The 23,671-nt window shown below is 36.0% G+C and carries 25 protein-coding genes and 2 pseudogenes; 1 reads left to right on the top strand and 26 read right to left on the bottom strand.

All coding sequences use genetic code 11. From position 1 onward, the window contains the following. Window positions 1-20: 20 nt before the first annotated feature. From CWO92_RS10390 to mtnN, 12 genes and pseudogenes are all read right to left on the bottom strand, one after another. Window positions 21-959: a ring-cleaving dioxygenase gene (locus tag CWO92_RS10390; protein WP_101354136.1), complete on the bottom strand. Its 939-nt coding sequence runs from the start codon at window positions 957-959 to the stop codon at window positions 21-23. Between the two features lie 871 nt (window positions 960-1,830). After that, window positions 1,831-2,031 (bottom strand): annotated as a pseudogene (locus CWO92_RS10395) (flagellar biosynthesis protein FliA); the annotation flags it as partial. Window positions 2,032-2,217: 186 nt separating this feature from the next. Further along, window positions 2,218-3,411 (bottom strand): MFS transporter, encoded by a 1,194-nt coding sequence (locus CWO92_RS10400; protein WP_101354137.1) that lies wholly within the window; start codon window positions 3,409-3,411, stop codon window positions 2,218-2,220. 232 nt (window positions 3,412-3,643) lie between these two features. Further along, window positions 3,644-5,254, bottom strand: coding sequence for a S53 family peptidase (locus CWO92_RS10405; protein ID WP_101354138.1), 1,611 nt, complete (start codon window positions 5,252-5,254; stop codon window positions 3,644-3,646). 321 nt (window positions 5,255-5,575) lie between these two features. Continuing rightward, window positions 5,576-5,722 carry a YrzI family small protein gene (locus CWO92_RS10410; protein WP_101354139.1) on the bottom strand — a complete coding sequence of 49 codons (147 nt, stop codon included), beginning with the start codon at window positions 5,720-5,722 and terminating at the stop codon, window positions 5,576-5,578. 208 nt (window positions 5,723-5,930) lie between these two features. Continuing rightward, window positions 5,931-6,077 (bottom strand): hypothetical protein, encoded by a 147-nt coding sequence (locus tag CWO92_RS25840; protein ID WP_158176987.1) that lies wholly within the window; start codon window positions 6,075-6,077, stop codon window positions 5,931-5,933. Window positions 6,078-6,103: 26 nt separating this feature from the next. Then, a complete protein-coding gene (locus tag CWO92_RS25375; protein WP_158176986.1) occupies window positions 6,104-6,250 on the bottom strand; it encodes a hypothetical protein in 147 nt (48 codons plus the stop codon). Window positions 6,251-6,666: 416 nt separating this feature from the next. After that, entirely contained in the window at window positions 6,667-8,154 is a 1,488-nt protein-coding gene (locus tag CWO92_RS10415) for a DHA2 family efflux MFS transporter permease subunit (protein ID WP_233270130.1), read from the bottom strand. 497 nt (window positions 8,155-8,651) lie between these two features. Further along, window positions 8,652-9,302 (bottom strand): HlyD family secretion protein, encoded by a 651-nt coding sequence (locus tag CWO92_RS10420; protein ID WP_101354141.1) that lies wholly within the window; start codon window positions 9,300-9,302, stop codon window positions 8,652-8,654. A 7-nt stretch (window positions 9,303-9,309) separates the two neighbouring features. After that, on the bottom strand, window positions 9,310-9,750 hold the full coding sequence (locus CWO92_RS10425; protein WP_158176985.1) for a MarR family winged helix-turn-helix transcriptional regulator: 441 nt from the start codon (window positions 9,748-9,750) through the stop codon (window positions 9,310-9,312). Window positions 9,751-9,932: 182 nt separating this feature from the next. Continuing rightward, a complete protein-coding gene (locus CWO92_RS10430) occupies window positions 9,933-10,190 on the bottom strand; it encodes a YrhC family protein (RefSeq protein WP_158176984.1) in 258 nt (85 codons plus the stop codon). A gap of 130 nt (window positions 10,191-10,320) precedes the next feature. Further along, on the bottom strand, window positions 10,321-11,013 hold the full coding sequence (mtnN, locus tag CWO92_RS10435) for a 5'-methylthioadenosine/S-adenosylhomocysteine nucleosidase (protein ID WP_101354144.1): 693 nt from the start codon (window positions 11,011-11,013) through the stop codon (window positions 10,321-10,323). A 125-nt stretch (window positions 11,014-11,138) separates the two neighbouring features. Here mtnN and CWO92_RS10440 point away from each other — a divergent pair. Continuing rightward, window positions 11,139-11,350: pseudogene (locus CWO92_RS10440) on the top strand (YrzA family protein). A gap of 26 nt (window positions 11,351-11,376) precedes the next feature. On the opposite strand, the gene CWO92_RS10445 reads toward CWO92_RS10440, so the two are convergent. The 14 genes from CWO92_RS10445 to CWO92_RS10510 all read right to left on the bottom strand — a co-directional run bounded on the left by CWO92_RS10445 (window position 11,377) and on the right by CWO92_RS10510 (window position 23,636). After that, the gene (locus CWO92_RS10445; protein WP_101354145.1) at window positions 11,377-12,075 is read right to left on the bottom strand and encodes a YrrS family protein; all 699 of its coding nucleotides are present in this window, start codon (window positions 12,073-12,075) and stop codon (window positions 11,377-11,379) included. Window positions 12,076-12,182: 107 nt separating this feature from the next. Next, entirely contained in the window at window positions 12,183-13,931 is a 1,749-nt protein-coding gene (locus CWO92_RS10450; RefSeq protein WP_101354146.1) for a peptidoglycan D,D-transpeptidase FtsI family protein, read from the bottom strand. Between the two features lie 129 nt (window positions 13,932-14,060). Continuing rightward, complete coding sequence (gene greA, locus CWO92_RS10455) at window positions 14,061-14,537, bottom strand: transcription elongation factor GreA (RefSeq protein WP_101354147.1); 477 nt, start codon at window positions 14,535-14,537, stop codon at window positions 14,061-14,063. Window positions 14,538-14,727: 190 nt separating this feature from the next. After that, a complete protein-coding gene (udk, locus tag CWO92_RS10460; protein ID WP_101354148.1) occupies window positions 14,728-15,363 on the bottom strand; it encodes a uridine kinase in 636 nt (211 codons plus the stop codon). 45 nt (window positions 15,364-15,408) lie between these two features. Next, window positions 15,409-16,044: an O-methyltransferase gene (locus tag CWO92_RS10465; RefSeq protein ID WP_233270110.1), complete on the bottom strand. Its 636-nt coding sequence runs from the start codon at window positions 16,042-16,044 to the stop codon at window positions 15,409-15,411. A 138-nt stretch (window positions 16,045-16,182) separates the two neighbouring features. Further along, window positions 16,183-17,325 carry an endolytic transglycosylase MltG gene (gene mltG / locus CWO92_RS10470; protein ID WP_437177533.1) on the bottom strand — a complete coding sequence of 381 codons (1,143 nt, stop codon included), beginning with the start codon at window positions 17,323-17,325 and terminating at the stop codon, window positions 16,183-16,185. A 228-nt stretch (window positions 17,326-17,553) separates the two neighbouring features. After that, window positions 17,554-17,850, bottom strand: a complete 297-nt coding sequence (locus CWO92_RS10475; RefSeq protein WP_101354150.1) for a DUF1292 domain-containing protein — start codon at window positions 17,848-17,850, stop codon at window positions 17,554-17,556. 12 nt (window positions 17,851-17,862) lie between these two features. Next, complete coding sequence (gene ruvX, locus CWO92_RS10480; protein ID WP_133120551.1) at window positions 17,863-18,279, bottom strand: Holliday junction resolvase RuvX; 417 nt, start codon at window positions 18,277-18,279, stop codon at window positions 17,863-17,865. Continuing rightward, on the bottom strand, window positions 18,280-18,549 hold the full coding sequence (locus tag CWO92_RS10485) for an IreB family regulatory phosphoprotein (RefSeq protein ID WP_055739186.1): 270 nt from the start codon (window positions 18,547-18,549) through the stop codon (window positions 18,280-18,282). An 89-nt stretch (window positions 18,550-18,638) separates the two neighbouring features. Then, a complete protein-coding gene (gene alaS / locus CWO92_RS10490; protein WP_101354151.1) occupies window positions 18,639-21,272 on the bottom strand; it encodes an alanine--tRNA ligase in 2,634 nt (877 codons plus the stop codon). Between the two features lie 364 nt (window positions 21,273-21,636). Next, the gene (locus tag CWO92_RS10495; RefSeq protein ID WP_101354152.1) at window positions 21,637-22,713 is read right to left on the bottom strand and encodes an AI-2E family transporter; all 1,077 of its coding nucleotides are present in this window, start codon (window positions 22,711-22,713) and stop codon (window positions 21,637-21,639) included. Window positions 22,714-22,804: 91 nt separating this feature from the next. Then, complete coding sequence (locus tag CWO92_RS10500) at window positions 22,805-22,936, bottom strand: DUF3918 family protein (RefSeq protein ID WP_101354153.1); 132 nt, start codon at window positions 22,934-22,936, stop codon at window positions 22,805-22,807. A gap of 18 nt (window positions 22,937-22,954) precedes the next feature. Continuing rightward, window positions 22,955-23,143 carry a YrzR-like zinc ribbon domain gene (locus tag CWO92_RS10505; RefSeq protein WP_101354154.1) on the bottom strand — a complete coding sequence of 63 codons (189 nt, stop codon included), beginning with the start codon at window positions 23,141-23,143 and terminating at the stop codon, window positions 22,955-22,957. After that, a complete protein-coding gene (locus tag CWO92_RS10510) occupies window positions 23,115-23,636 on the bottom strand; it encodes a PRC-barrel domain-containing protein (protein WP_101354155.1) in 522 nt (173 codons plus the stop codon). Before CWO92_RS10510 ends, CWO92_RS10505 begins: the two co-directional genes overlap by 29 nt. Window positions 23,637-23,671 lie beyond the last annotated feature (35 nt).

Here is a 23,671-nt window from a genome sequence, read left to right on the forward strand (position 1 = left end):
TTATCATTCCTTTCGTAAAATCAATCTATTTCTTTTACTTGTATCGGAATCAAAATATCATTCAAACGGCTTCGGTACATTTCGTATTGTGGCGGCAACATCAATTTTTCACCCATTGTCGCGTATGATTCATCATGTGCGAAACCTGGGGGATCTGTAGCAATTTCGAATAATATTTCTCCATGCTCTCTAAAGTAAATGGCGTTGAAATAATTGCGATCTCTAACAGGTGTCACTCCGTAACCATGTTTGCTGACATATTTTTGCCAATCTAATTGATCTTCATTATCTTTGGCTCTCCACGCAATATGGTGGACAGTTCCTACCCCCATTTCTCCACGCCCTACAGGAGTTAATTTTAAATCGATGATATTTCCAATATCACTTGGCGAACGGAAACGACGGATATCATTTTCTTCTCCAACAACTTCTAACCCTAACACATTTTCTAATAGTTCAGATGTTTTATCTGGGCGAGCAGATAATAAGGTAGCACCTCCAAACCCCTTTATGGAAACATCAGGTGTTACTTCTCCAAACTTCCAAGTATTTTTTTCTCCTTCTTCTCTTTCAACAATTTCCAAATGAAGACCATGTGGGTCATCAAATTCTAAATAGGTCTCTCCAAACCGTTCTGTATTATCATAGGGAATATTAAACTTTGTTAACCGTTTTTCCCAAAAATCCATTGCCCCTCTTGGAACTACGTAAGAAGTGACTCCTACTTGACCACTTCCAATTTTCCCTTGCACAGCATCTGCCCATGGAAAAAAGGTAATGATAGTCCCAGGCTTTCCACCCTCGTCTCCGAAATAAAGATGATATGTTCCTGGATCATCAAAATTTATAGTCTTCTTAACCAAGCGTAAACCTAAAACCCCCGCATAAAAATCTACATTCTCCTGTGGATGTCCTACAATTGCTGTTATATGGTGAATTCCCATTGTTTGCTTATTCATTCCACACACGTCCTTTCAATAATTTTTTAAATAAGGTACAAAAATTAACTTCTGGAGTTTTAGAAGGCATTCTATCCACTAAGATTAAGAATTACTGCAATTGAACTTTGAATTTTATATTGTCCATTCGCAGTTTGCCTCACTTTTACCTATATCAAACAATCAATTGACCAGCTACTTTGTATGTTTCCGTTTAGATGGAGTCAATTTTACAAGTTCACAAATATTAATAAGTTCCTCTCTTGCGATCAAGCATTGCATTATCATGAATAATACTTATAAACCTTCTTTTCACCAAGACAATAATTTAGGTTATTTCAACTCCTTTTGTTTCGTATACCGAATATCTCAATTTCGAGATATTAAACAAAAAAATATGCTTTGCAACTTTAAATTTATTAATCAGGTTACTAAAAGTAAGTAACTGTTCGTTTGTAAGTATTATATACAACTAATCTGTAAAAGTAAAGAGTATTTTTTAAGTTATTTTTTACCGTTTAGCCGAACGAACTGTTTCCACTTTTTTAATAACAGAATCCTCCCTTTAAAGAATCTCTAATGCTCACTGGTATATTAAAAAGTGACATATCTGGTCACTTGTTCAACTATTCCATTTAACAATGAATGGTTTTCGAAGAAGTTTACTCTGAAATATCGTGCTGCTTCATCCGCTCAAAATGTTGTTCGGCATTTCCCTCTACTCACTGAACTTTATTCAAATAAAGGTATATCTTCACCTAAGCATACTTTAAAAATAGGCTTGTTATAAGTGATGTTGATTTGCTTTTATTTAATTTCTCCAATAAAAACCTTCCTGTTATTTCAATGGCTTTATCCATATCATGTTGACATTGCTTCAACCTCATAACATCTTGACGATATGAGCAACTAAGCGTAAATTATGCTCAATTAAAATGTTCCGGGCTTCTTCATCGCCCTCAGCCATTTTCCGCAAATACTTCCGTTCATCGCTGGCTGAGAGCGGCTGTGGAAAAGCGTTATTTTTTACATAGGAAACCAAAAAAAACAGTTCTTTAAATAAATAACCGATTGCAGTTAAGATTCCGGACATTTTTTCACCTCCGTTAGGCAGTTGCCTATAGTAATGCTTATGTGTAACGGAGGTTAATTGTGTCTGTCCGAGGGATAAATTTAGCAGGTAAATTCTGCCTCCTTTCTTATCCTCACTTTCATCCATCCCCACTGTCCACCTATGGCGGACAATTTGTCAAAATGTCCATGAGTGGTGCCTGGCACCCTATACGGTGGAGACTTTCTTTAGTGGTTTTTGTTTTGCTAGGTAGGCCATTCCCATTGCAGCTATTAGGAGTATTCCGGTTACGAAAAATACTGTTTGTATCGGGAATATTCCGCCAATGAACCCGCCAATCATTGGTCCGATCATGCCGCCAATTTGGTTAGCGGTTTGATTTAAGCCAAAAGCACGTCCTCTGAAATCTTCTCTGGTGGAGCGGACGACAAGTCCGTTGATAGCAGGAAATACGGCACAAAAGAAAATTCCGAACATAAAACGGACGATTGAAAATCCCCAAATATGACCAAATATCATTTGGGCAAAGGTACCGATTGCCCCTCCTAGAAGCCCTATTATTAATACTTTTCGGAAGCCGACTTTATCCGCGAATTTTCCCCAAAACGGCCCGAAGATGACACTAGCAATGCCAGGCAATGAAAATACTACCCCTGCTATAAATGATGCATTTTCCGCAGCTCCGCCTAGCTTTACAATATATAATGGAAGAACTGGTTCAATCGTCATTAATGAGCATGACGTAATGACTGTCATAAACATCACAATCATAAATGTGCGGTTGGCTGCGGCTTCCTTAATATCCATCAACACAGAGCCTTTAGATTTGTTTGGAGTAAAGTTTTTTTCTTTGACCCAAAAAATTACTAACATAGTAGATAAAAAGACAAGAATACCAGCGCTTGCAAAGGCAAAGCGATTTCCTGCTATTTCGGCTATCCCTCCACCTAATAATGGGCCAACAACACCTCCTGAGGCTGTAGCAGTTGAAATCATGGCAAGTGCATAACCTACTTTGTCGTTAGGTGTATTCGTTCCAATTAGCGCAATTGCTCCTGGTATATACCCAGATAAGAGTCCTTGCATTATCCTTAAAAGTAGTAATTCATAAGGATTTGTTACAAAGGCCGTAAGTGTATAGATGACAAACAGTGCTATGCCTGCCCTTATGATCATTGGCTTGCGGCCATAACGGTCAGACAGTCTTCCCCAGTAAGGCGAAGCAATGGCACCTGCAAAAAAAGCCGCACTAAATAATATCCCCGACCACACTTCTGTATGTTCCTGTACGCCAATTTGAAGAAGAAATAGTGGCAAAAAAGGAATAACCATTGAGTAGCTGGCAGAAGTAAAAAACGCACCAACCCAAAGTATCCATAAGTTACGCTTCCAATACGTCATAATGACTTCTCTCCTTAAAGTTCTCCCGAATAATGTTTAGTGAATCGAAATATTTCCAAAAGCAATCATACCATAATTTTTCACATCGTACATGGACTATTTTAAATAATTTATATTTTAAAAGAATACAATTTTCTTGTTTACTTGTCTCAAATAAACAAACACAGTAGCTATGCAACATCGTATGTAAAACTCAAGAAAATATAAAAAGCAGAAGGGATATCCCTTCCGCTTATTGAACAATCAAATTTGAAGAAAAATAAGCTGACAGTGCATTTAATAGCTTCAAACCATCAATACTCCCTAGCCCTGTACAAGGGTCCCAGCCAACTGTTGCCGCATAAGAACCATTCCCGACTGTATCATTGTTACCATCTGTAATATCCCGAAAGCTGTTATTTGAAGAAGTCATCTGATAAAAAAAGGGAGTAATAAAACCAATTGGACGCCCTAGCTGCTGATTTAAATTAGCAACTAATCCTGCATAAAGTGGAGCTACTGCACTTGTGCCCCCAAATACATATTCTTGACCACCCACTAAGATTTTATATCCAGTTAATGGATCTGCATTTCCGGCTACATCCGGAACTCCTCTTCTTTCATTCTGTATCTCCTCTTGAGAGTTCTGCAGATTTTTTTGCCATTCAGGCGACATGAAGTAAGAGCTAAATCCACCTCCAGTAGATCCATTGTTTACTTCGTTCCAAACAATTTCACGAGCAATGGAACCATTTATTCCCTCTAAACGAGTTCCACCGCATCCTATTACAAATGGACTTGACGCCGGAAAATCAACATGGACGGTTCCGTCATCCACACCATCGGAGGAACCATTGTCCCCCGATGCACAGAGAATGGTAATTCCTAGGGCTGCTGCATCTTTAAATGCCTTATTCATAGCATCCATTGCCTGTTTTGTCCAACTTTTTTCAGGAGCACCCCAACTAATGGAAATAACAGAAGGTTTATTTACCTTATCATGGATAGCAGTTGTAATGGCTTTTAAGAATCCTGCATCTGAGTTTGGAGCAAAATATACTGCTATTTTAGCATTCGGTGCAACTGCTGCGGCAATTTCAATATCTAAAGCAACTTCACCATCAGGACCATTCGCGTCACCGGTGGGTGAATTTTTTGCTCCATCGACTTCTATATCAACAATTTCCGGTGCGGGAACACCCAGCCTAGAAAAATATTGATCGATATCATCCTTAAGGTAGCCTCCACCTAACTCAATAATTCCGATGCATTGTTCACTACAATCTATATCCTGCGGAAAGTTATACAATTTTGCTATTTCTAAAGGGGTAAAGGAGGATGGTTGCCCATTTTTTCTCATCCGTATATCACCGTTTTGCATAAGTCGAAAATGCGCTTTTGTTTGTGGCCGATTATCCAATCCCAAAACTGCATGAATAATATGCGAAAGCTTTTGAGGTATGTGAACATATCCATTTCTGCCTCGGTAATGGAAATGAGGGTGTTCATAGTCTGCCATTTCCACTTGAAATGCTCTGGATAAATTCTCAATGGATCCTGTTAAACTTACAATACCTGAAGATGAAATGGTTTCATTTATTTTAAGACCATATTCATCAGCAAAATCCTCAAGAATTTTCAAATCATCAGGATGAATAAAAAAGTTCTTTTCAAACATCTCGTGTGTATAGTGTATTTTGGAGAATTGACAATCATTTAATATTGCGGAAGAATCTTTATCCTTACTATGGCGACGCACAATAACCAAAACAGAAATCTCATCATTTAGATTTGCTTCACTTGCTCTTCGTGCATTAGGAAGAATTTTTCTTTCACTGCCAATAATTTGAACATGCTTGTCCATTTAGTCCATCTCCTTTCACTATTTCATTCTATTTTACTTCATAATTCACTTGGTTTTCATGATATATCTGACTTATATTAATATTCGGTATATTTTACCTACAAAAATATAATAAAAAAAAGCTGACATAAAATCTGTCAGCCCTCATTTATATTTTTTGTCTTTTCTTTAATCTTATCGTCCAAACTAAAATGTGTAAAAACATCAATATCCCCCTTATCTTCGACAGTTAGGCGGAATCTTTCTCCACCCACATGAAATTTAGTCTTTTGATTTGAAATACGCAAAACATTTTTAACCTCTCCTTACTATTTTGATAGTTTAAAAATAATTTCTTAAAAGAATTTCACTATGTTTTAATTTATTTTCTTCGTAAATTCTTGCTATATTTTCTTCATGTAAATACTCTTCGGTCGTTTTTCTTCGCTTTTTAATAGTAACCGTAATAAAAATCAAATTGAGCGTCATTATTATCACCTCCCTATATTTCCCATTCAATATAAGATTAATAAAGTTTCCTCATTACCATATCTGCATGCCTAAGTTTGTTATTCTCATACACCTCTATACTAAGCTGTTCTCTTTTGTATTGCTCTGTCGTCTTTACAGGTATTTTAATATTTATCTTTGTAAAAAATAGATTCAGTATCATATTTACCACCACCTGGCGCTCTAATTAGTAATAGTGCCTTAACATCCCTTCGTTATGTTTTAACTTGTTTTGCTCCAAAATGTTCGCTATATGCTGCAATTGTTTGTATTCCTTTATTGCTTTTGCTTTCTTTCTTATACTCCAGTTTGAAAATATTACATTCAGTATCATACCTATCACCACCTATTGTTGTGGACTTAGTAATAATGTCTTAACATCATGTCATTATGCTTTAACTTGTTTTTCTCTAAAATGTCGGCTATATGTTGCACCTGTTTGTATTCTTTTATTGCATTGTTTTTCTTTTTTACCTTCATTTTTGTAAAGATTATATTGAGTAACATTCTAATCACCACCTAAAAATAAATAAGCCGCAGAAAGTCATCGAAACCTCCTGCGGCTTAAAAAAACGCATACCTCTAAAAGGGCATAAAAAAGCCGCAGGAAGAAAGACATTCTTCCTACGGCTGGATTATTGAAGTTAAATTACAGAAACCATCCATCCAAGGTCGAATGTGAACAATATGAATTTAGGGCTGATACATTTGCGATTAACTTTTTCATAACAAACGACCTCCTTAAAGAATTTTTTGCTTACAGTGGTAAGTATAACCAATTTTAAAATAAAAGTAAACATAAATTTTCAAGAAAACATGATTTAATTTTGAAAAGAAAACAAAGTTATTTTTCTCCTTAAAAAGGCCGACCCTCTACTATATGCAAAAAGCCAAAGAAAGTTTCCTCTCTTTGGCTAAGAAAATTATTTTTTTGTTGCTGGTCTTGATCTTTTGATAAAGAAAGCAAGGATTAGAGCTACTACAGCTATTCCTGTTGCAACTACAAATGCGTCATTAATTCCGCTAACAGTAGTTTGCTGCGCAACTTTTCCATAAATAACAGTGGTAGCTAAGGTTTGACCAGCTTCAGATGGAAGTCCGGCCATTTGTGCTAACCCTTGGCCAAGCTGTGAAAGCTTGTTTGTAATATAAGGGTTTGCACTACTGATAATATTTGAGTAGTTGGCGCTATGAAAACTTGCTCTAGTCGTCATGACCGTAACTAAGAAAGCAGTACCTATACTACCAGCGACTGTTCGTGCTGTATTGGAAGCAGCGGTACCATGACTTGTTAAATGAAGTGGAAGTTGGTTCATTCCCTCGGTCATAACAGTCATCATAATAAAGGACATTCCAAACATCCGTAAGACATATAAAAGCATAATATGTGCATAGGTTGTTTGCATGGTTAAATGGGTAAACTGCCAAGTAGTGGCTACAGTAATAATTAAGCCGATAATGGCAAGTGGTCTAGCACCCATTTTATCGAAAAGTCTTCCCGATATAGGCGACATAATCCCCATAATAATGGCACCAGGCAACATCAATAGCCCTGATTGCAATGCAGTAAATCCACGGATATTTTGCAAATAAATTGGCAATAGAATCATCGCAGCAAACATAGCCATATTAATAACCATACTTATTACCGTTGTCAAAGCAAAAATATCATATTTAAATACATGTAAATCAAGCATAGGATGATCTGTTGAGAATTCACGAATAGTAAAGGCAACTAAGGCCACAATTCCTACTATTAGTGAGATCATTACCGTCCCACTCGTCCATCCGTCATTTCCGGCTTCACTAAATCCATATAGTAAAAATCCAAATCCGATAGTGGAGAAAATAAATCCCCATGTATCAAATTTTGGTTTTGTAACTTTTGTTACATCCTTCATCCAGATAAAGCCTAGGATAAGATCTAATATTCCAAACGGAATAACGATATCAAATAATAATCTCCAAGAAAAATGTCCAATTAACCATCCTGATAGCGTTGGACCTATTGCAGGGGCAAAAATCATGGCAACGCCCATTAAACCCATTGCAGCCCCACGTTTTTCAGGAGGGAATATAGTCATAAATACAGTCATCAAGAGCGGCATGATGACACCAGCTCCGGCAGCTTGAACGACTCTTCCGATCATAAGCATAGAAAAACCGGTAGAAATAGAACATATAACAGATCCTATTGTAAAAGCAAATATCGCTGATAGGAATAGTTTTCTTGTTCCTAATCGTGCGATTAAAAAGGCGGTTATTGGTATGAAGATACCATTTGTAAGCATATAACCAGTTGATAACCATTGTACAGTATTCGCCGTTACTCCTAAATCATTCATTATATGAGGAATTGCAACATTCAATAGAGTTTGATTCAATATGGCGACAAATGCTCCTAACATCATTGCCGCAATAATTTTACCCCGATGCTTGGCAATATCCGGTGAAATCGTTGGTCCTTGTTTTGCCGTTTTCTTCTCTTCGGCATTTTCTGTATTCCCTGCTTCTTCATTGACGTATTCTAATGCAGGTTCAGAAACAGCATTGTCTTTCAATGTATCGCGTATTAAATTATCAGCTACAGTGGCATCTTTTGATGAGTCGTCCTCTTCCTGTATCGATGTAGTTTGAGGACTTTCTTCGATTATTTCTTCCTTTTCCTCATGCTGAATATTAACAGGTTTTTGGAAAGTTTCTTCTTTCGCTTCCACTTTTGTTTCTTGTTTTGCATCTTTCCTAACTTCCTGTCTCACTTTTTCTTTTCTAGTAACCGATTCATCCGGTACACTTGCTTTTATATTTTGGCGGTTATTTCTCCCTTTTCTAATCGCAAAATTAATAACGAGAAGCAATATAACCGATATAAGAACATAACTAGCGATAAATATTGTCATGATATCACCTACTTATGAATTCGCACAGTCACATTCATACCAGGAACTAAATCAAGACCACCATAATTTTCGATAGAGACTTTAACAGGAATGACTTGCACCTCTTTTGTATAGTTACCTGAAGCATTATCGCTAGGCAGTAAAGAAAAAGTACCCGCTGTTGCTAAACCAATCGATTGAATTTTACCGCTTAAAGTTGTATTTGGATATGCATCTACATAGATATCTACATCTTGACCAACTTTAACATCATTAATATTTGTTTCTTTAATATTTGCTGTTACCCATAAATTATTTAAGTCGTAGCTTTGCGCAATCGGAACTCCCGCTCCCACATAAGTATCTTTAACTGCAGTAGATTGTACAACTGTTCCATCTGCAGGTGCAGTAATATTAACTCTCGATACCCCTTTATCACTTACAACATCTACAGAACCAATTTTATCGCCTTTGTTAAATGTATCTCCAACTTTGCCGTTCCAGCTCACTAGTTTACCTGCTGCAGGTGATGCAATGGAAACTTGTTGGCCAGCAATTTGAGCATTGTCAGTTGATAAATAATTAACTGATTTATTATAGAAGTAGTAACCAGTAAATCCTCCTCCAACCAGGATTATGAGTAAGATAACATTAATTAAAATCATACGTCTTGCATTCATAGATGGATTATTCCTCCTTAATAGTCATTGTTTCTAATATACGTTCATGTAATTGAAGTAACTTCTGAATCTCATCTTGTGGAAATTGCTGAATTTGATTTAACTTTTCAATCAAAAGTGAATCCGATCCAAACAGTTTATTTAGCTTATCCTCTCCTTCTTGTGTCAAACGCAATGTTACAGCGCGACGGTCATGAGAAGATGTTACCCTGTCAACAAGTTTTTGATTCACTAAACGGTCAATTACCCCACTTACGGTACTATTCGTTAACCTCATATTTTCAGCTAATTCACTTAGTCCAATATTGGGATGATTTTGGATTCGAAATAATGCTTTTAACTGAACATCTGTAACACCTATAGACTCCGCATCCTTTTTCAAGAGTCTGTAGATAGCTTTATTTATTTTAGTAAATGATTCGATGATTTCATTATTAAGAAGCTTCATTTCCCCCCTCCTCATCAACAATTCGTTCTTATCCAAATATTTCGCATGCGAATTAAGTTAACGAGATATATAATACCATACTCACATAATAGTATGTCAAGAAGAAAATATTATATGAAAAAATAAAGCGTATTCACTTTTCGACATATTTAGAGCAAAAAAAAAATAACGTTTTGCCAACGCTATTTTTTTTGAAGATATTCTTGCCCTTCTTCAGATTCTAATAATTGGTTTCGACATTTATTGGAAAATAAAAAGCATATTGCTGATAATATCATTAGTATAAAAGTTCCACCTATTAATGTGTAAGTTTTCATTAAGGTTTTGCCGGCAATGGGCATGACAACACCTAAATATAGAAAGGCTGTTAATGCCAATAAAGTAAAACCGAATCTTTTAAAATCATTCATCTTTCCATATAATTTCTTTTCTTTATTCACATTTACACACCTTACTTTCTCTATGAATCTATAACTTAACTTTAACATAGAATAGACAGTGATTTAGTATGTAAATGTAGGAAAGGATGGAAGATAGGGGAAATAAAAATATTATTTCCCGAATGATTGATTAAAGACTAGATACAATATCCATCACTAAGTTTGCGGAGTGACGTGCAGCTTTATCAAGGAATTGATCAAATGAAATATTGGATTCTTTTCCGGCAATATCCGATAAAGCACGAATGATCACAAATGGAATATTAAATTGGTATGCTACTTGCGCTATAGCAGCTGCTTCCATCTCAACCGCTTGTAGATTTTGAAATTTATCACGAATAGCTTCTACTCTTTCAGGATCACTCATAAATGAATCACCAGTGGCAATTAGCCCTCTTACTACCTGTATTTCATTTATTTTTATGGCGCAATCTTCGGCAATCTTTATCAAATGTTCATCCGCTTTAAAAGCAGGGGGCATTTGCGGAACCTGTCCATACTCATATCCAAAAACCGTAGCATCTACATCATGATGACGAACTTCATTGGAAATAACAATATCCCCAACTTGAAGATTTGGGTCAAATCCGCCAGCAGATCCTGTATTTATGACAACATTTGGTTTGAATTCCTGCAATAAAATAGCAGTAGACATCGCCGCATTTACTTTCCCAATACCTGACCGAAGGAGAACAACATCCTTTCCTTTCATCATTCCAGAAATAAATTCATACCCTGCAATCGTTTGAAGTTTAGGATTCACTATATTTTCGCGTAATAGTGCAACTTCTTCTTCCATTGCTCCAATAATAGCTGCTTTCATTTCATAACCTCTTTCTACTCAAAAATCAACACTTTCATTATTATAAAACAAATAAAGAGGAAAACATACTAAGAATCCTTGAATCGTCGATTTCTGAAAGCTAAAATAGCGTTGGAGGGATGATTATGGATTTTCAATTAGAAATGATAGAGGATAAAATTGAATTTTTGAAGGAACGGATTTACATACTTTAGAAAAACAAATAAATGAAAAAATTGAGCAAAATAAAGCGATTATGCTGGAAGTTGCATCTGTTTCTCATCAAATGCATGTAGATGAAAGCGGAAGAAGATTCTATTCTGCTGTCGTTCATTTTAAATTAAGAAAAGGATATTAATTCACCTCGAATTAATATCCTTTTCTTTATTGTCTATCATTGTGGTTTAATTCTTCTACCTTAGATGGTTTCCAGCCTTGACCGTCTATCCATTCAAGATATACACGATATGCTTTTTTATCTTTCTTAGAAGTAATGGTCCCAATTACAGAAGAGTCAGATCCAACTCTTGACATATACCAAATAGTCATTTGATCAGAAGGGATTCCCGTAGCATAAGATAATGCCTTTTCTTTTTCCTTCCAGTCAGTTGAATTAAAGTCAGAAGAATATTGATGACCACCAGTTTGACTTGTCCCAACAGGTTTCCAGCTAGGATTTACATATGTTTTTTTCACATTTGGGTCATTACCTTCGTTGGCAACAACATTGGAATCATCTAATTGGCTATTGTCACTATCTTTATCCGCAGAAGAATCATCACTTGAATCCCCTGTGTTATCATTATTATCGGATACGGTGCCGTCACTACTGCCATTTTTATCGCCATTTGATTCACTCTTCGATTTATTCGAATCTATTGACGTTTCTTGCTTATGTGCGGTATTGGCAGGTGCAGAGCTTTTATTATCGTCTTTTCCACCGCCTAAAAATATAAAACTCGCCACAATGATAATTAATAATATCACGATGACAATTAATGAGTTTAAAATAATATTTGTTTTTCGGCGTTTAGCTCTTTGTAATGAGCGAGATCGGTTTGGATGATTATAATCATTCGCCATGTTTCAACCTCCCTTTTCCAATGTCAATATCATAACACGATATTAAATTTGAGAAAAGGACATATCACTTTTAAAAGCAAATCATCCATCTTTATTCCTATGATGGTTTACTTATGGTCTTCCTCATATAAATATTTTACAATGTCAGCAAAAAGAGGATTTACCCCTCCTGCATTCTCTGGAACACCTAAGTTTACTACAACCAATGCATACTTCGGTTGTTGAAATGGAAAATAACCAGCAAACCATTTGTTATGAAGCTGCTCCTTCCCTTTAAAAATCCCAGTTTCTGCAGTTCCGGATTTTCCTGCCACGTCATAAGGCAGATTTTGAAACCATTTGCCAGTTCCAGCGTCACTTGTTACAACATGTCTTAACATTTTCTGCAGCTTTATAGCAGTCACGCGTGATATATTTTCGCCTGATAGGTTCTTTTCAGCAAATGGAACAAGAGTGGTTCCATCCTTATATTTTAATGCTGAAGCAACTCTGATCATCTCTTTTTGACCGCCCCTTGCAATCGTAGCCATCATATTTGCAACACCCAAAGGGGTTACTCTTACTTCTTGCTGTCCTATACCCGTTTGAGCGACTAAATTATTATCTTTTTCACTTTCGAAACTAGCAAATATTTTTCCTTTATCTACCTGGAGCTGCTGAAAATCTTCCAGATGATAAACATCGCCATGCCAGCTGATTTGTCCAATTAACCCCAATTTATTTGCATATTCTTCTAAAAGATTTGGATTATTATCTTTTAATCTTTTGGCTAAATCCCCAAATGCACGGTTACAGCTTTGTGAAAAAGCTTCCTCAAAATTTAAGTCGCCAAGTTTACGCTTATCAGGTTTTCCATACATATTTTCACTACAATGAAATAATTCATTTTTTTGAACATCAAGCTTTTCAATGGTGGCTGCAGCTGTTACGGTTTTGAAAACGGAACCCGGAATTTGCTCTGTTGTCATCATATTTACTGCTGCCCCACCTGCAAAGGGATGGTTTGGATCCATAGCTGGCCTTGATACACTTGCAAGTATTTCATTGCTCTCGATATCTAATAGAACTACCCCACCCTTATTTATGTGATATTGATCTACAAGCTTTTCCATTTTCTCTTGTATATTTTTATCAATGGTCGTTTGAACATTTACAGGGTAATAGGGATTACCGGATCCCGTATATTTAACATCCACTCCAAAAAGCGGTGCGCCGAGTGCGTCAACATGGAACACAAGCTTAGACTCTCCTTCCGGTAATAAAAATTCATCAAATTGCTTCTGCAAACCCGTTATCCCAATTTTCTCATTTTGCATCCCCTTTTTATCTGGATATCTTTTCAAAAAGGTTTCTGCTTGTTCTCCGACTATTCCAATAAGCTGTTTTGCGGGATTGTTATTATCAGGGGATCGTTTCTTAACAGCAAATACTCCAGGTATTTTTAAACGGTTTATACTCTTCATTTGTTTCTCATCCAAAATATATGGGTCCTTCCCGCCAAATACAAATGGCTCCTTTGCATTTTGTATCGCCATTTGCAAATTATTGACAGGGATATTTAATATGTTTGCTACAGTATCTTCATTCCATTGAGTATTCTTTAAAAAAGGAAATAAAATAAGTACATTTTTCTCTGAATAGGTTAATGGCATGCCAAATCGATCAAGAAATTGCCCTCTTCCATCATCAATTACAATTTCTTGAGTCCTTTGTGCAACACTGTCCTTTAATAAGTTTATATGATGTTTTGAATAAGATTCCGTCTCTAATAATTGAATTTGAACAAGTCTAGCCATTAAAGCAATAATCATCAACAAGATAAGGGCCGCTAAGACATAATAACGTTTAATTCGCATTTAAACACCACACTTTATAACGTTATGGAATAGGCATTTCCCTATCAGTATTGACCAACTTTGATGTTTAAAATACACAAAAAAAACATCGATATTCACATTTCGTGAACATCGATGTTTTCATCTTAATTATTTTACGGAAGTAATCCTAACCCTCATTTCTCCTCCCGGAGTTTGAACCGTCACTTCCTCATCAACTTTTTTCCCTAATAAGCTTTTTGCAATTGGGGAATCGTTGGAGATTTTCCCTTCAAAAGGATCCGCCTCTGCACTACCAACAATTGTGTATGTTTCTTCATCACCATCAGGCAGTTCAACAAAGGTAACTGATTTTCCTAGCGTTACAGTATCAGAATTGGAACCATCATCTTCAATGATTTTTGCATTGCGAATCATATTTTCAATGGTTGTAATTCTTCCCTCAACAAAAGCCTGTTCTTCTTTTGCAGAATCGTATTCTGAGTTTTCCGAAAGGTCACCAAAGCTTCTTGCAATCTTAATTCGTTCCACGACCTCTTTACGTTTAACCGTTTTCAAATATTCAAGTTCTTGTTCTAATTTTTCCTTTCCTGCTTCGGTCATTGGAAATACTTTTTCTGTAGCCATATCCCTTCACTCCTATAAATTCTATTTTTTATGTAGAAAAATCTCAGATGCGATAACGCATCACTGATAAAATAACCTTCTACACTTTTATCCCATTCACTATCATTAAATGTTATATAAAATACACCATAGCGCGACTTAAAAAATGTCGCGCCTTTTTGTGTATCTAATTATTTTATAAATAATCGTATTACAAAAATGACTTTTGTTCAAGAATTGTTTGAATTTTAGTATTTACCAAATCGATGGCAACCACATTTTGTCCGCCTTCCGGTATGATGACATCTGCATATCGTTTTGTCGGTTCTATGAATTGATTGTGCATTGGTCTTACAACATTTATATACTGATCAATGACAGAATCCATTGTTCTTCCGCGATCCTCGATATCCCTAAGCAGGCGTCTTATAATTCTTAAATCAGCATCCGTATCAACGAAAAGTTTTATATCCATTAAGTTGCGCAATCTTTCATCTTCCAATACTAAAATTCCTTCTAAAATGATGACATCCTTCGGCTCTACAAGTATCCTTTTATCAGAACGTGTATGTTTTGTATAATCATACACTGGTTTTTCAATGGATTCATATTTCAACAGCTTTTGTATATGTTCAATTAATAAATCATTATCAAATGCAAGCGGATGATCATAATTGGTTCTCAATCGGTCTTCAAAAGGCAAATGACTCTGGTCTTTATAATAATAATCTTGCTCTAACACTAGTATGGAATGACCTTTAAACTGGTCATAAATAGCATTTGTAACACTTGTTTTTCCTGACCCTGATCCCCCTGCTACCCCAATAACTGCTGGCTTGCGTACCATCTAAATAGAACTCCCTTCAATCTAAAAACCTACATAATTTATTTATTATTTTCTTTTGCTGATGGCAAGTCCATCACCGACTGGAATAATGGATGTAATGTACTCATTGTGGTTCATTAGCCATTCATTATAATGATTAATTTTCTTCACTAAATTTCTTGTCCGTTTACTTTCAATGTATTCTTCTGCTACTAGCCCTTTAAATAATACATTGTCTGTGTAAATAATTCCGTCATGTGATAAGAAAGGCGTATACATTTCAAAAAATTTCAAATACTGCCCTTTTGCTGCGTCTATAAATAATGCATCAAAAGGTCCTAAATCTTTCATCTGTTCCACTATTTCTAAGGCATCACCATGCAGAACTTTAATTTGATGGTCCAAGCCGGAACGGGTAATATTATGAATTGCCTCATTAAAACGCTCTTCGTCTCTTTCTATCGTCACGATATTTGTATTAGGCAAAGCATCTGCCATTCTCATAGCAGAATAACCTATGGCAGTTCCAATTTCAAGAATTTTGGTAGGACCTTGTATTCTTAATATTTGCAGCAGTGCCTCTATCCCAGTCAATTCCATAATAGGAACATCATGTTCTAATGCATATTGCTCCATTTCGACAAATATCGGCTTTCTTTTTTGAATTAAAGATTCAATATAGGTATGTATTCTATCTTGCACTCTTTTAGCCTCCATTACAAAGAAAGTAGAAAGCTAATGGACTTAGCTTTCTACTATAGCACGATATGAATGTATCGCCCATTTGATAGCCGTTTATTATATTAGCATATTTTCATGTGGAATGCGAATTTTCTCCTATTATTTTTGACTGGTAATATATTTAGCCTTTAATTGATTATGTTCAGCTAAAGTGGAAGAAAAATATACCTTTCCTGTTTTGGTAGCAGCGAGAAAGTATAGATAATTAGTTTTTGAAGGATGTATAGCTGCCTCTATTGATAATTCCCCTGCATTTGATATCGGACTTGGAGGAAGTCCCTTAATCCTATAAGTATTGTAAGGTGAATTCACTTCTAAGTCTTTGTAAGTAACACGTTCTTTATGCTTATTTAAAGAATAAAGGACAGTTGGATCCGTCTGCAGAGGCATCCCGACTTTTAAACGGTTATAAAAGACACTGGAAATTTTATGACGATCTGCCTTGCTCGTCGCCTCTTCCTCAATTAATGAGGCCATAATAAGCATTTTCTGAGGAGTCAATTGCTTCTTGTTCATATCTTCCTGATACTTTTTCATCTCTATATTTGTTTTATCCAGCATTTTCACGATGATGGAATCTAGTGATGGCCTCTTTTCGTAAAAATAATAAGTAGCAGGGAATAAATATCCTTCCAGAGGATGTTTGATTTTAGGATTTAAGATATCTTTCGATAATAAATCAGGATACTTTTTCATCAGTTTCGTGACAAATTTTGTATCATCCAATTGTTTCATTATTTCCACATTTTTATATTGGGTATGCTTCGCAATAATATTGGAGATCTCTGTAAGTTGCACTCCTTCTGGTATGGCTAATTTTATTTCTGCATTTTTTGTTAACTTCCCTGTTTTCAAATATTTAACGATTTCATCTAATGTCATAGCGGGAGATAATCTGTATGTACCCGCTTGAAATCCGGTCTCATTGTTGAATTTAACGTAATATTTGAAGATAAATCCACTTTTTATTATTCCTTTCTCTTCTAAAATATTCCCAATAGAAGAGACGCTGGAACCAATCGGAATTACCACCCTTTTTTGTTGTTCACTTTTTGAATTTACGGGTTTTAAAGCAGATTTCACATATAAATAACCTGATAAAACTAAAGCTCCAATAATGATAATGATGGAAATACTAATTATCCCGACAATTCTTCTTATGGTTCTTGCTTCTGTTTGTCTGGCTAATAATTTTTCCATTATTTCATTGGAAGATTTCCCACTTTGCTGTTTATCTGTCAAATAGATTACACTCCTTTTGCAAAAAATTGCTTTTTATTGCACACCTCGAAAAGTTTTATATATTATTTTTCCAATAGTCCTTAACCATTCCTCTATGTTATTTTTCCCAGTACATTATACTACAAATTTCGTCATTTTCGATTTATTTTATGAAAATGATCGAAAAGTAAGGAATAAAAAAGAAAAATAAAAAACCGACCTAGAAAAACTAAGTCGGCTTCTAATTCTTTATTCTTCCTCTTCTTCATCTAGAAATGTGTTCAACATTTCTTCAATCATATCCCATTCTTCGTCTGTTTCTATTGGTTGAAGATCTCCTTCTGTACCATCTTCATGTTGTACATAAGAGGAAGCATGAATTTCAATTTCTTCATTATCGTCTTCTTCAGCACCTATAGGATAATAGAGGACATATGATTTACCAAAATCCTCGGAGTCGAAAGTAAAGAGCACTTCAAATAATTGCTCATTTCCGTTCTCGTCTACTACTGTAATATGTTGATGTTCTTCATGTTCATGTGCCATTTTTTCACCTCATTATAATTGGCTGTCAAGAAACCCTTGCAAAATCATGACTGCAGCCATTTTATCAATTACCTTTTTTCTTTTTTTCCTGCTTACATCAGCTTCCAGTAACACTCTCTCAGCGGCCATTGTACTCATTCTTTCATCCCACATGATAACAGGAAGGCCAAGAAGATCTTTTAATTTATCAGCATACGCCAAAGATGCTTCTCCCCTTGGTCCTACTGTATTATTCATGTTTTTTGGAAAACCGACAACAATTTTTTCGATTTTATAATCGCTCGCTAGTTCTTGTACACGTTCAAAACCAAATTTTCCATTTTCCTCATCAATAGAAATGGTTTCAATACCTTGTGCTGTCCAACCCAGTTCATCACTAATGGCAACTCCAACTGTTTTGGATCCAACGTCTAGACCCATTATTCTCAATTAGTATCCCTCACGATGCTGTTTTAAATACGATTTAACTAATTCTTCGATGATTTCATCACGTTCGAGCTTTCGAATAATGTTTCTGGCATCATAATGTCTTGGAATGTATGCAGGATCACCGGAAAGCAAGTAACCGACAATTTGATTTATCGGATTATACCCCTTCTCTTGAAGTGCTTCATATACTTGCAAAAGCACTTCCTTCACATCATGTTCGAAAGGTTCCTCCGAAAAGTTAAATCGCATGGTTTTGTCAAAAGAGCTCATCTTACAGCACCTCACTTTAAGGCTTGTCCATTTCTAAACAAGAACCTTATTCAAACTTTATTACCATTGTACACCACTTTTTATACTAATCAAATGGATTTTATCCATTCTTCCACATATTGTAGTGCAGAATCAAGTTTTGCAGGATCTTTTCCACCAGCCTGAGCTAGATCCGGACGACCTCCTCCGCCTCCGCCGCAGCGTGATGCAACTTCTTTCACCAATTTACCTGCATGATATCCTTTTTCGACTAAATCTTTGGTGACACCTGCAATGATATTTACTTTATCATCTTGTACAGATCCAAGCACTACAATACCTGAACCCAGTTTTTCTTTCAGTTCATCCACCATATTTCGAAGATTATTCGAATCTTGTGCTTGAACCTTACTTACAATAAGCTTTATGCCATTCAATTCTTTTGCAGATTCGGAAAGACTTCCCGCTTCAATATTGGAAAGTTTTGCAGAAAGGGATTCATTTTCCCTTTGTAATTCTTTTATTTCTGTTTGGACATTTTCAATTCTAGTTAAAATATCTTTCGGATTTGTTTTTAAAGCATATGCTGCCTGATTTAACGTTTGAATTTGCTCATTCATTAAATGGTAAGCAGCTTCTCCTGTCACCGCTTCAATTCGTCTAGTTCCTGCTCCTATTCCGCTTTCCGATACGATTTTAAATAGACCAATTGTCGAGGTATTAGGAACATGACATCCACCGCATAATTCTAAGCTGTAATCTCCCATCGAAACAACTCTGACAATCTCACCATATTTCTCACCAAATAAAGCCATTGCTCCCATTGCCTTTGCATCGTCAATATTTTTCAAGTCGATGTTCACTGGTAAACTAGCCCAGATTTTTTCATTGACGATTTCTTCAATCTTTACAAGTTCTTCAGGAGTAATTTGCCCAAAATGGGAAAAATCAAAACGAAGTCTACCTGGTTCTACAAGTGAACCAGCCTGATTAACATGTGTTCCAAGAACATCCTTTAATGCTTGATGCAATAAATGAGTTGCAGAGTGATTCTTAATGATTTTATTTCGATTTACACGATTTACTTCTGCAAAAACTTCTTGATCCAATGTTAAACTGCCTTGTTCTACAATTGCATGATGTAAATTCTGACCGTTTGGAGCTTTTTGAACATCTTTGACTGTTACCTTTAACCCATCTGCTGTTAAGGTTCCTGCATCTGCTACTTGACCACCACTTTCCGCATAGAATGGGGTTTGATCCAATACAAATTGGATTTCGTCTCCAGTTTGCACTTCTGTAACTAATTCGCCATCTTTTACAATTGCTATCACTTTGGCATTTGTTTCTAAGGTTTGATATCCAACGAATTCACTTTCAACTTTAATTTCTCCTAGAATACCGCCTTGAACCTGCATAGATCCAACATCTTGACGAGCCTTACGAGCACGCTCCCTTTGATTTTGCATTTCCACTTCAAAGCCTTCGTGATCGACCTTTAAGCCTTCTTCTTCTGCATATTCTTCCGTGAGCTCGACTGGGAATCCATAAGTGTCATATAAGCGGAAAACATCTGAACCTGAGATTGTCTCTTTCCCTTCCTCTTTGGCTTTTTTCATAACTAAAGATAGTATAGACAAACCTTCATGCAGAGTTTCATGGAAACGTTCTTCCTCATTTTTGATTACTTTTTGGATAAACTCAGTTTTTTCCTTTACTTGAGGATAATAATCAACCATAATTTCTGCCACAACAGGCACTAATTTATACATAAATGGTTCCCCAATATTGATATTTTTAGCATATCTTACTGCCCTGCGAAGCAAACGTCTTAATACATATCCACGTCCTTCATTAGAAGGAAGCGCACCATCACTTACAGCAAATGCAACTGTTCGAATGTGATCTGCGATTACCTTAAAGGCAGTATCAAGAGTTTTATCTTTTCCATATGCAGCTCCAGAGATTTTTTCGGTCTCTTTTATTATAGGCATAAATAGGTCTGTATCAAAATTAGTAGGAACATCCTGAACAACTGATGCCATTCTTTCTAATCCCATACCTGTATCAATGTTCTTCTTAGGAAGTGGTGTATAGGAACCATCAGGATTATGATTGAATTGAGAAAATACAAGATTCCAAACTTCTAAATATCTTTCATTTTCTCCACCTGGATATAATTCTGGATCATTTTCATCATCCCCATATTTTGGACCACGGTCATAGAATATCTCTGTATTAGGTCCACTTGGTCCTTCACCGATATCCCAGAAATTTTCCTCCAAACGGATAATTCTTTCTTCTGGAATACCAATTTTTTTATTCCATAATTCAAATGCTTCTTCATCCTCAGGATGAATAGTTACAGATAATTTTTCTGGATCAAAGCCAATCCATTCAGGACTTGTTAAAAACTCCCATGCCCATGTTATGGCTTCCTCTTTAAAATAATCCCCGATGGAGAAATTCCCCATCATTTCGAAGAATGTATGATGGCGGGCAGTTTTCCCAACGTTTTCAATGTCATTGGTACGGATCGCTTTTTGCGCATTTACAATTCTTGGATTTTCGGGAATTACACGTCCATCAAAATATTTTTTTAGTGTTGCAACCCCACTATTTATCCAAAGTAATGATGGGTCTTCATGTGGAATAAGTGATGCACTTGGCTCAACCTTATGGCCTTTTTCTTGAAAAAAGTCCAGAAACATTTGACGTATTTGAGCTCCTGTTAGTTTTTTCATATTAATCCTCCTTAATTTGAAATAGGTTAGACAGAGAGTCTAAACTTGTTAAATTTATGAGACAATATCTCAAAATAAAAAAAATCCCCCATCCCTGGTATTGCAGGGACGAGAGATTGACTCGCGGTACCACCCTGATTTTAGACAGACCAAATGAATGCCTAACTCTTGGGTGCCTATAACGTGGCAAGACGGCAGGGTTTAGCTGCTCTCCAGATTAGCCTTCTGTTATCCTTCATCTAGAATTTCTCTCAGCCGTGGAAATTCCTCTCTTCTTAGATGGCCTATAACATACTCGATCTTTCAATGATTTACATAATGAATAATATGTATAGTCGAATTATAAAAATTTCCTACCCATTTGTCAATTATTCGTTTGATTATTAGCGGCAAAATGATATTTTGCATGGATCAATGCAACTTTAATAACCGCTAAAACAGGCACTGCCAAGATTAATCCCAGGACACCGCCGATTTCTTCTCCCACGATTAATGCCATAATGATAAAAAGCGGATGTAAATGCAGGGACTTACCAACAATAAGCGGCGAAAGAACATTTCCTTCTAGAAATTGTAAGACAAACATAATAATGACCACATATATTAGATGTTTTGTTGAAAGGGTCATCGCAATTATCGCGGCAGGGATGGCCCCGATAATCGGTCCAAAATATGGAATAATATTGGTAATACCGACTATTAAACCCAGTAAAACAGGGTAACGAATCCCAAGCACCCAAAAGGCTATAGTTGAAATTAATCCAATTAAAAAACAAACCAATAATTGACCTCGAATATAGCTCCCAATAGACAGATCTACGTCTTTTAAAAAAGAAATCGCCCGTTTTCTCCATTTTTTAGGGGTGATATACCAAGCAGATTTTTTAACCGCCTCTATATCCTTTAAAAAGTAGAAGGAAATAAACGGAATGATTGCAAGGATAAATATAAAATTCACCAATTTCATCATCGTATTAATAATTTTCACTAAATACTCATTTAACCAAATTTCAAAACGGTCTATCCGTTTATCGATTTGATCTTGTATGCCGTCTGGAAACCTAGAAGTGGAATCATGTAATTGTTGAATCCAGTTCCGATATTGGCTAGCGAATTCTGGTAAATGATCGGATAAATCCTTCATTTGTTCAATTAATAACGGAATCCCTAAATAAATACCATAACAGATTCCTCCAAAAAAAATGATATAAATGATGGAAATGGCAAGTGCTCTATGCATCCCTTTGTCATGAAGCTTTTCTACTAAAGGGTGAAGCAAATATGTAATAAAGCCCCCTATAAAAAAAGGGATTAAAGACATGAACAAGACCTTTAAAATCGGGGACCATATAGGTTTTAACAATAATAAAATATATAAAATAATAAATATTAACAGAATAACGCTAAGATTATATAGCCAATTCCCACGAGGCTGTTTCATATCTATCACTCCTTTTTGTATTATTTGTAAAAGGAGCGTATTTATCCGCAGTATATAGAAAAGCTGCCTCAAAATGAGACAGCTTTAAAGGTTATTTAAACGCTTTTCGTAAGCGTTTTGTCATTTTTCGCATTTGTTTTCCATTAAATCCTTGGCGCTGCGAATAGGCAGCTGCAGCAATACCTGCTCCAAAGCCTAGCAAGGAAACAATCGTTTTGTTCAAAACTATGCACCCTTTCCATTAGCTTAGTTTTCTTGATTCTTCATCAAATAAATCGTCCAGAGAACTTAATGATCCGTCTTCTTCCACTTGATGGGTGTAAATCATCTCTTTGTTAACGGATAATTCAATAAAGCAATTCCAGCAATAAAATTGGTTAATCCCAATTTTCCCCAAATCTTTACTCTGGCAATTTGGACACTTCATCATAGGCAATATCTCCACCTCGTAATGGTTTTACAGTCACGATGATGGCATCCTTCCCAAACTTCGGAGGATGGGCTGAATGAATAACTCGCTTCCCTTCCAACATATCGGAAAAAAAGCCATCCGTAAGCTCGTATCCTATGATTGTGCCCACTTCTTCTTGAAAATATACGTCCTCCAGTAACCCTAACTCCTCGCCGCTGCCTGATATCATATACCGTTGAGCAATAGGCTGATAATGAAACATAGAATATTCATTATGTGTCTCTTTATATTTGGTCCATTGCTCACATTTTTGAAGTACAATAGCCTGCCGTCCAAAGGACTTCACTTCAGCCATTGGCACACTGTACAGCTTATGAAAGAAACCTTTGCTTTTTACTATTAAGGATTTTACTCTTCCCTCATCTGTAATACAGATATCACAAACTTCTCCCACTAAGCACCCATTACAGTCATAAACCGGCATGTTCTTCAGAAGAGAATATGTTCGCAAAAGCATCCCCCACCTTTTCGAACATTTCTATTTTA

This window comes from Heyndrickxia camelliae, from assembly GCF_002844575.1.
Classification (GTDB): Bacteria; Bacillota; Bacilli; order Bacillales; family Bacillaceae_C; genus Margalitia; species Margalitia camelliae.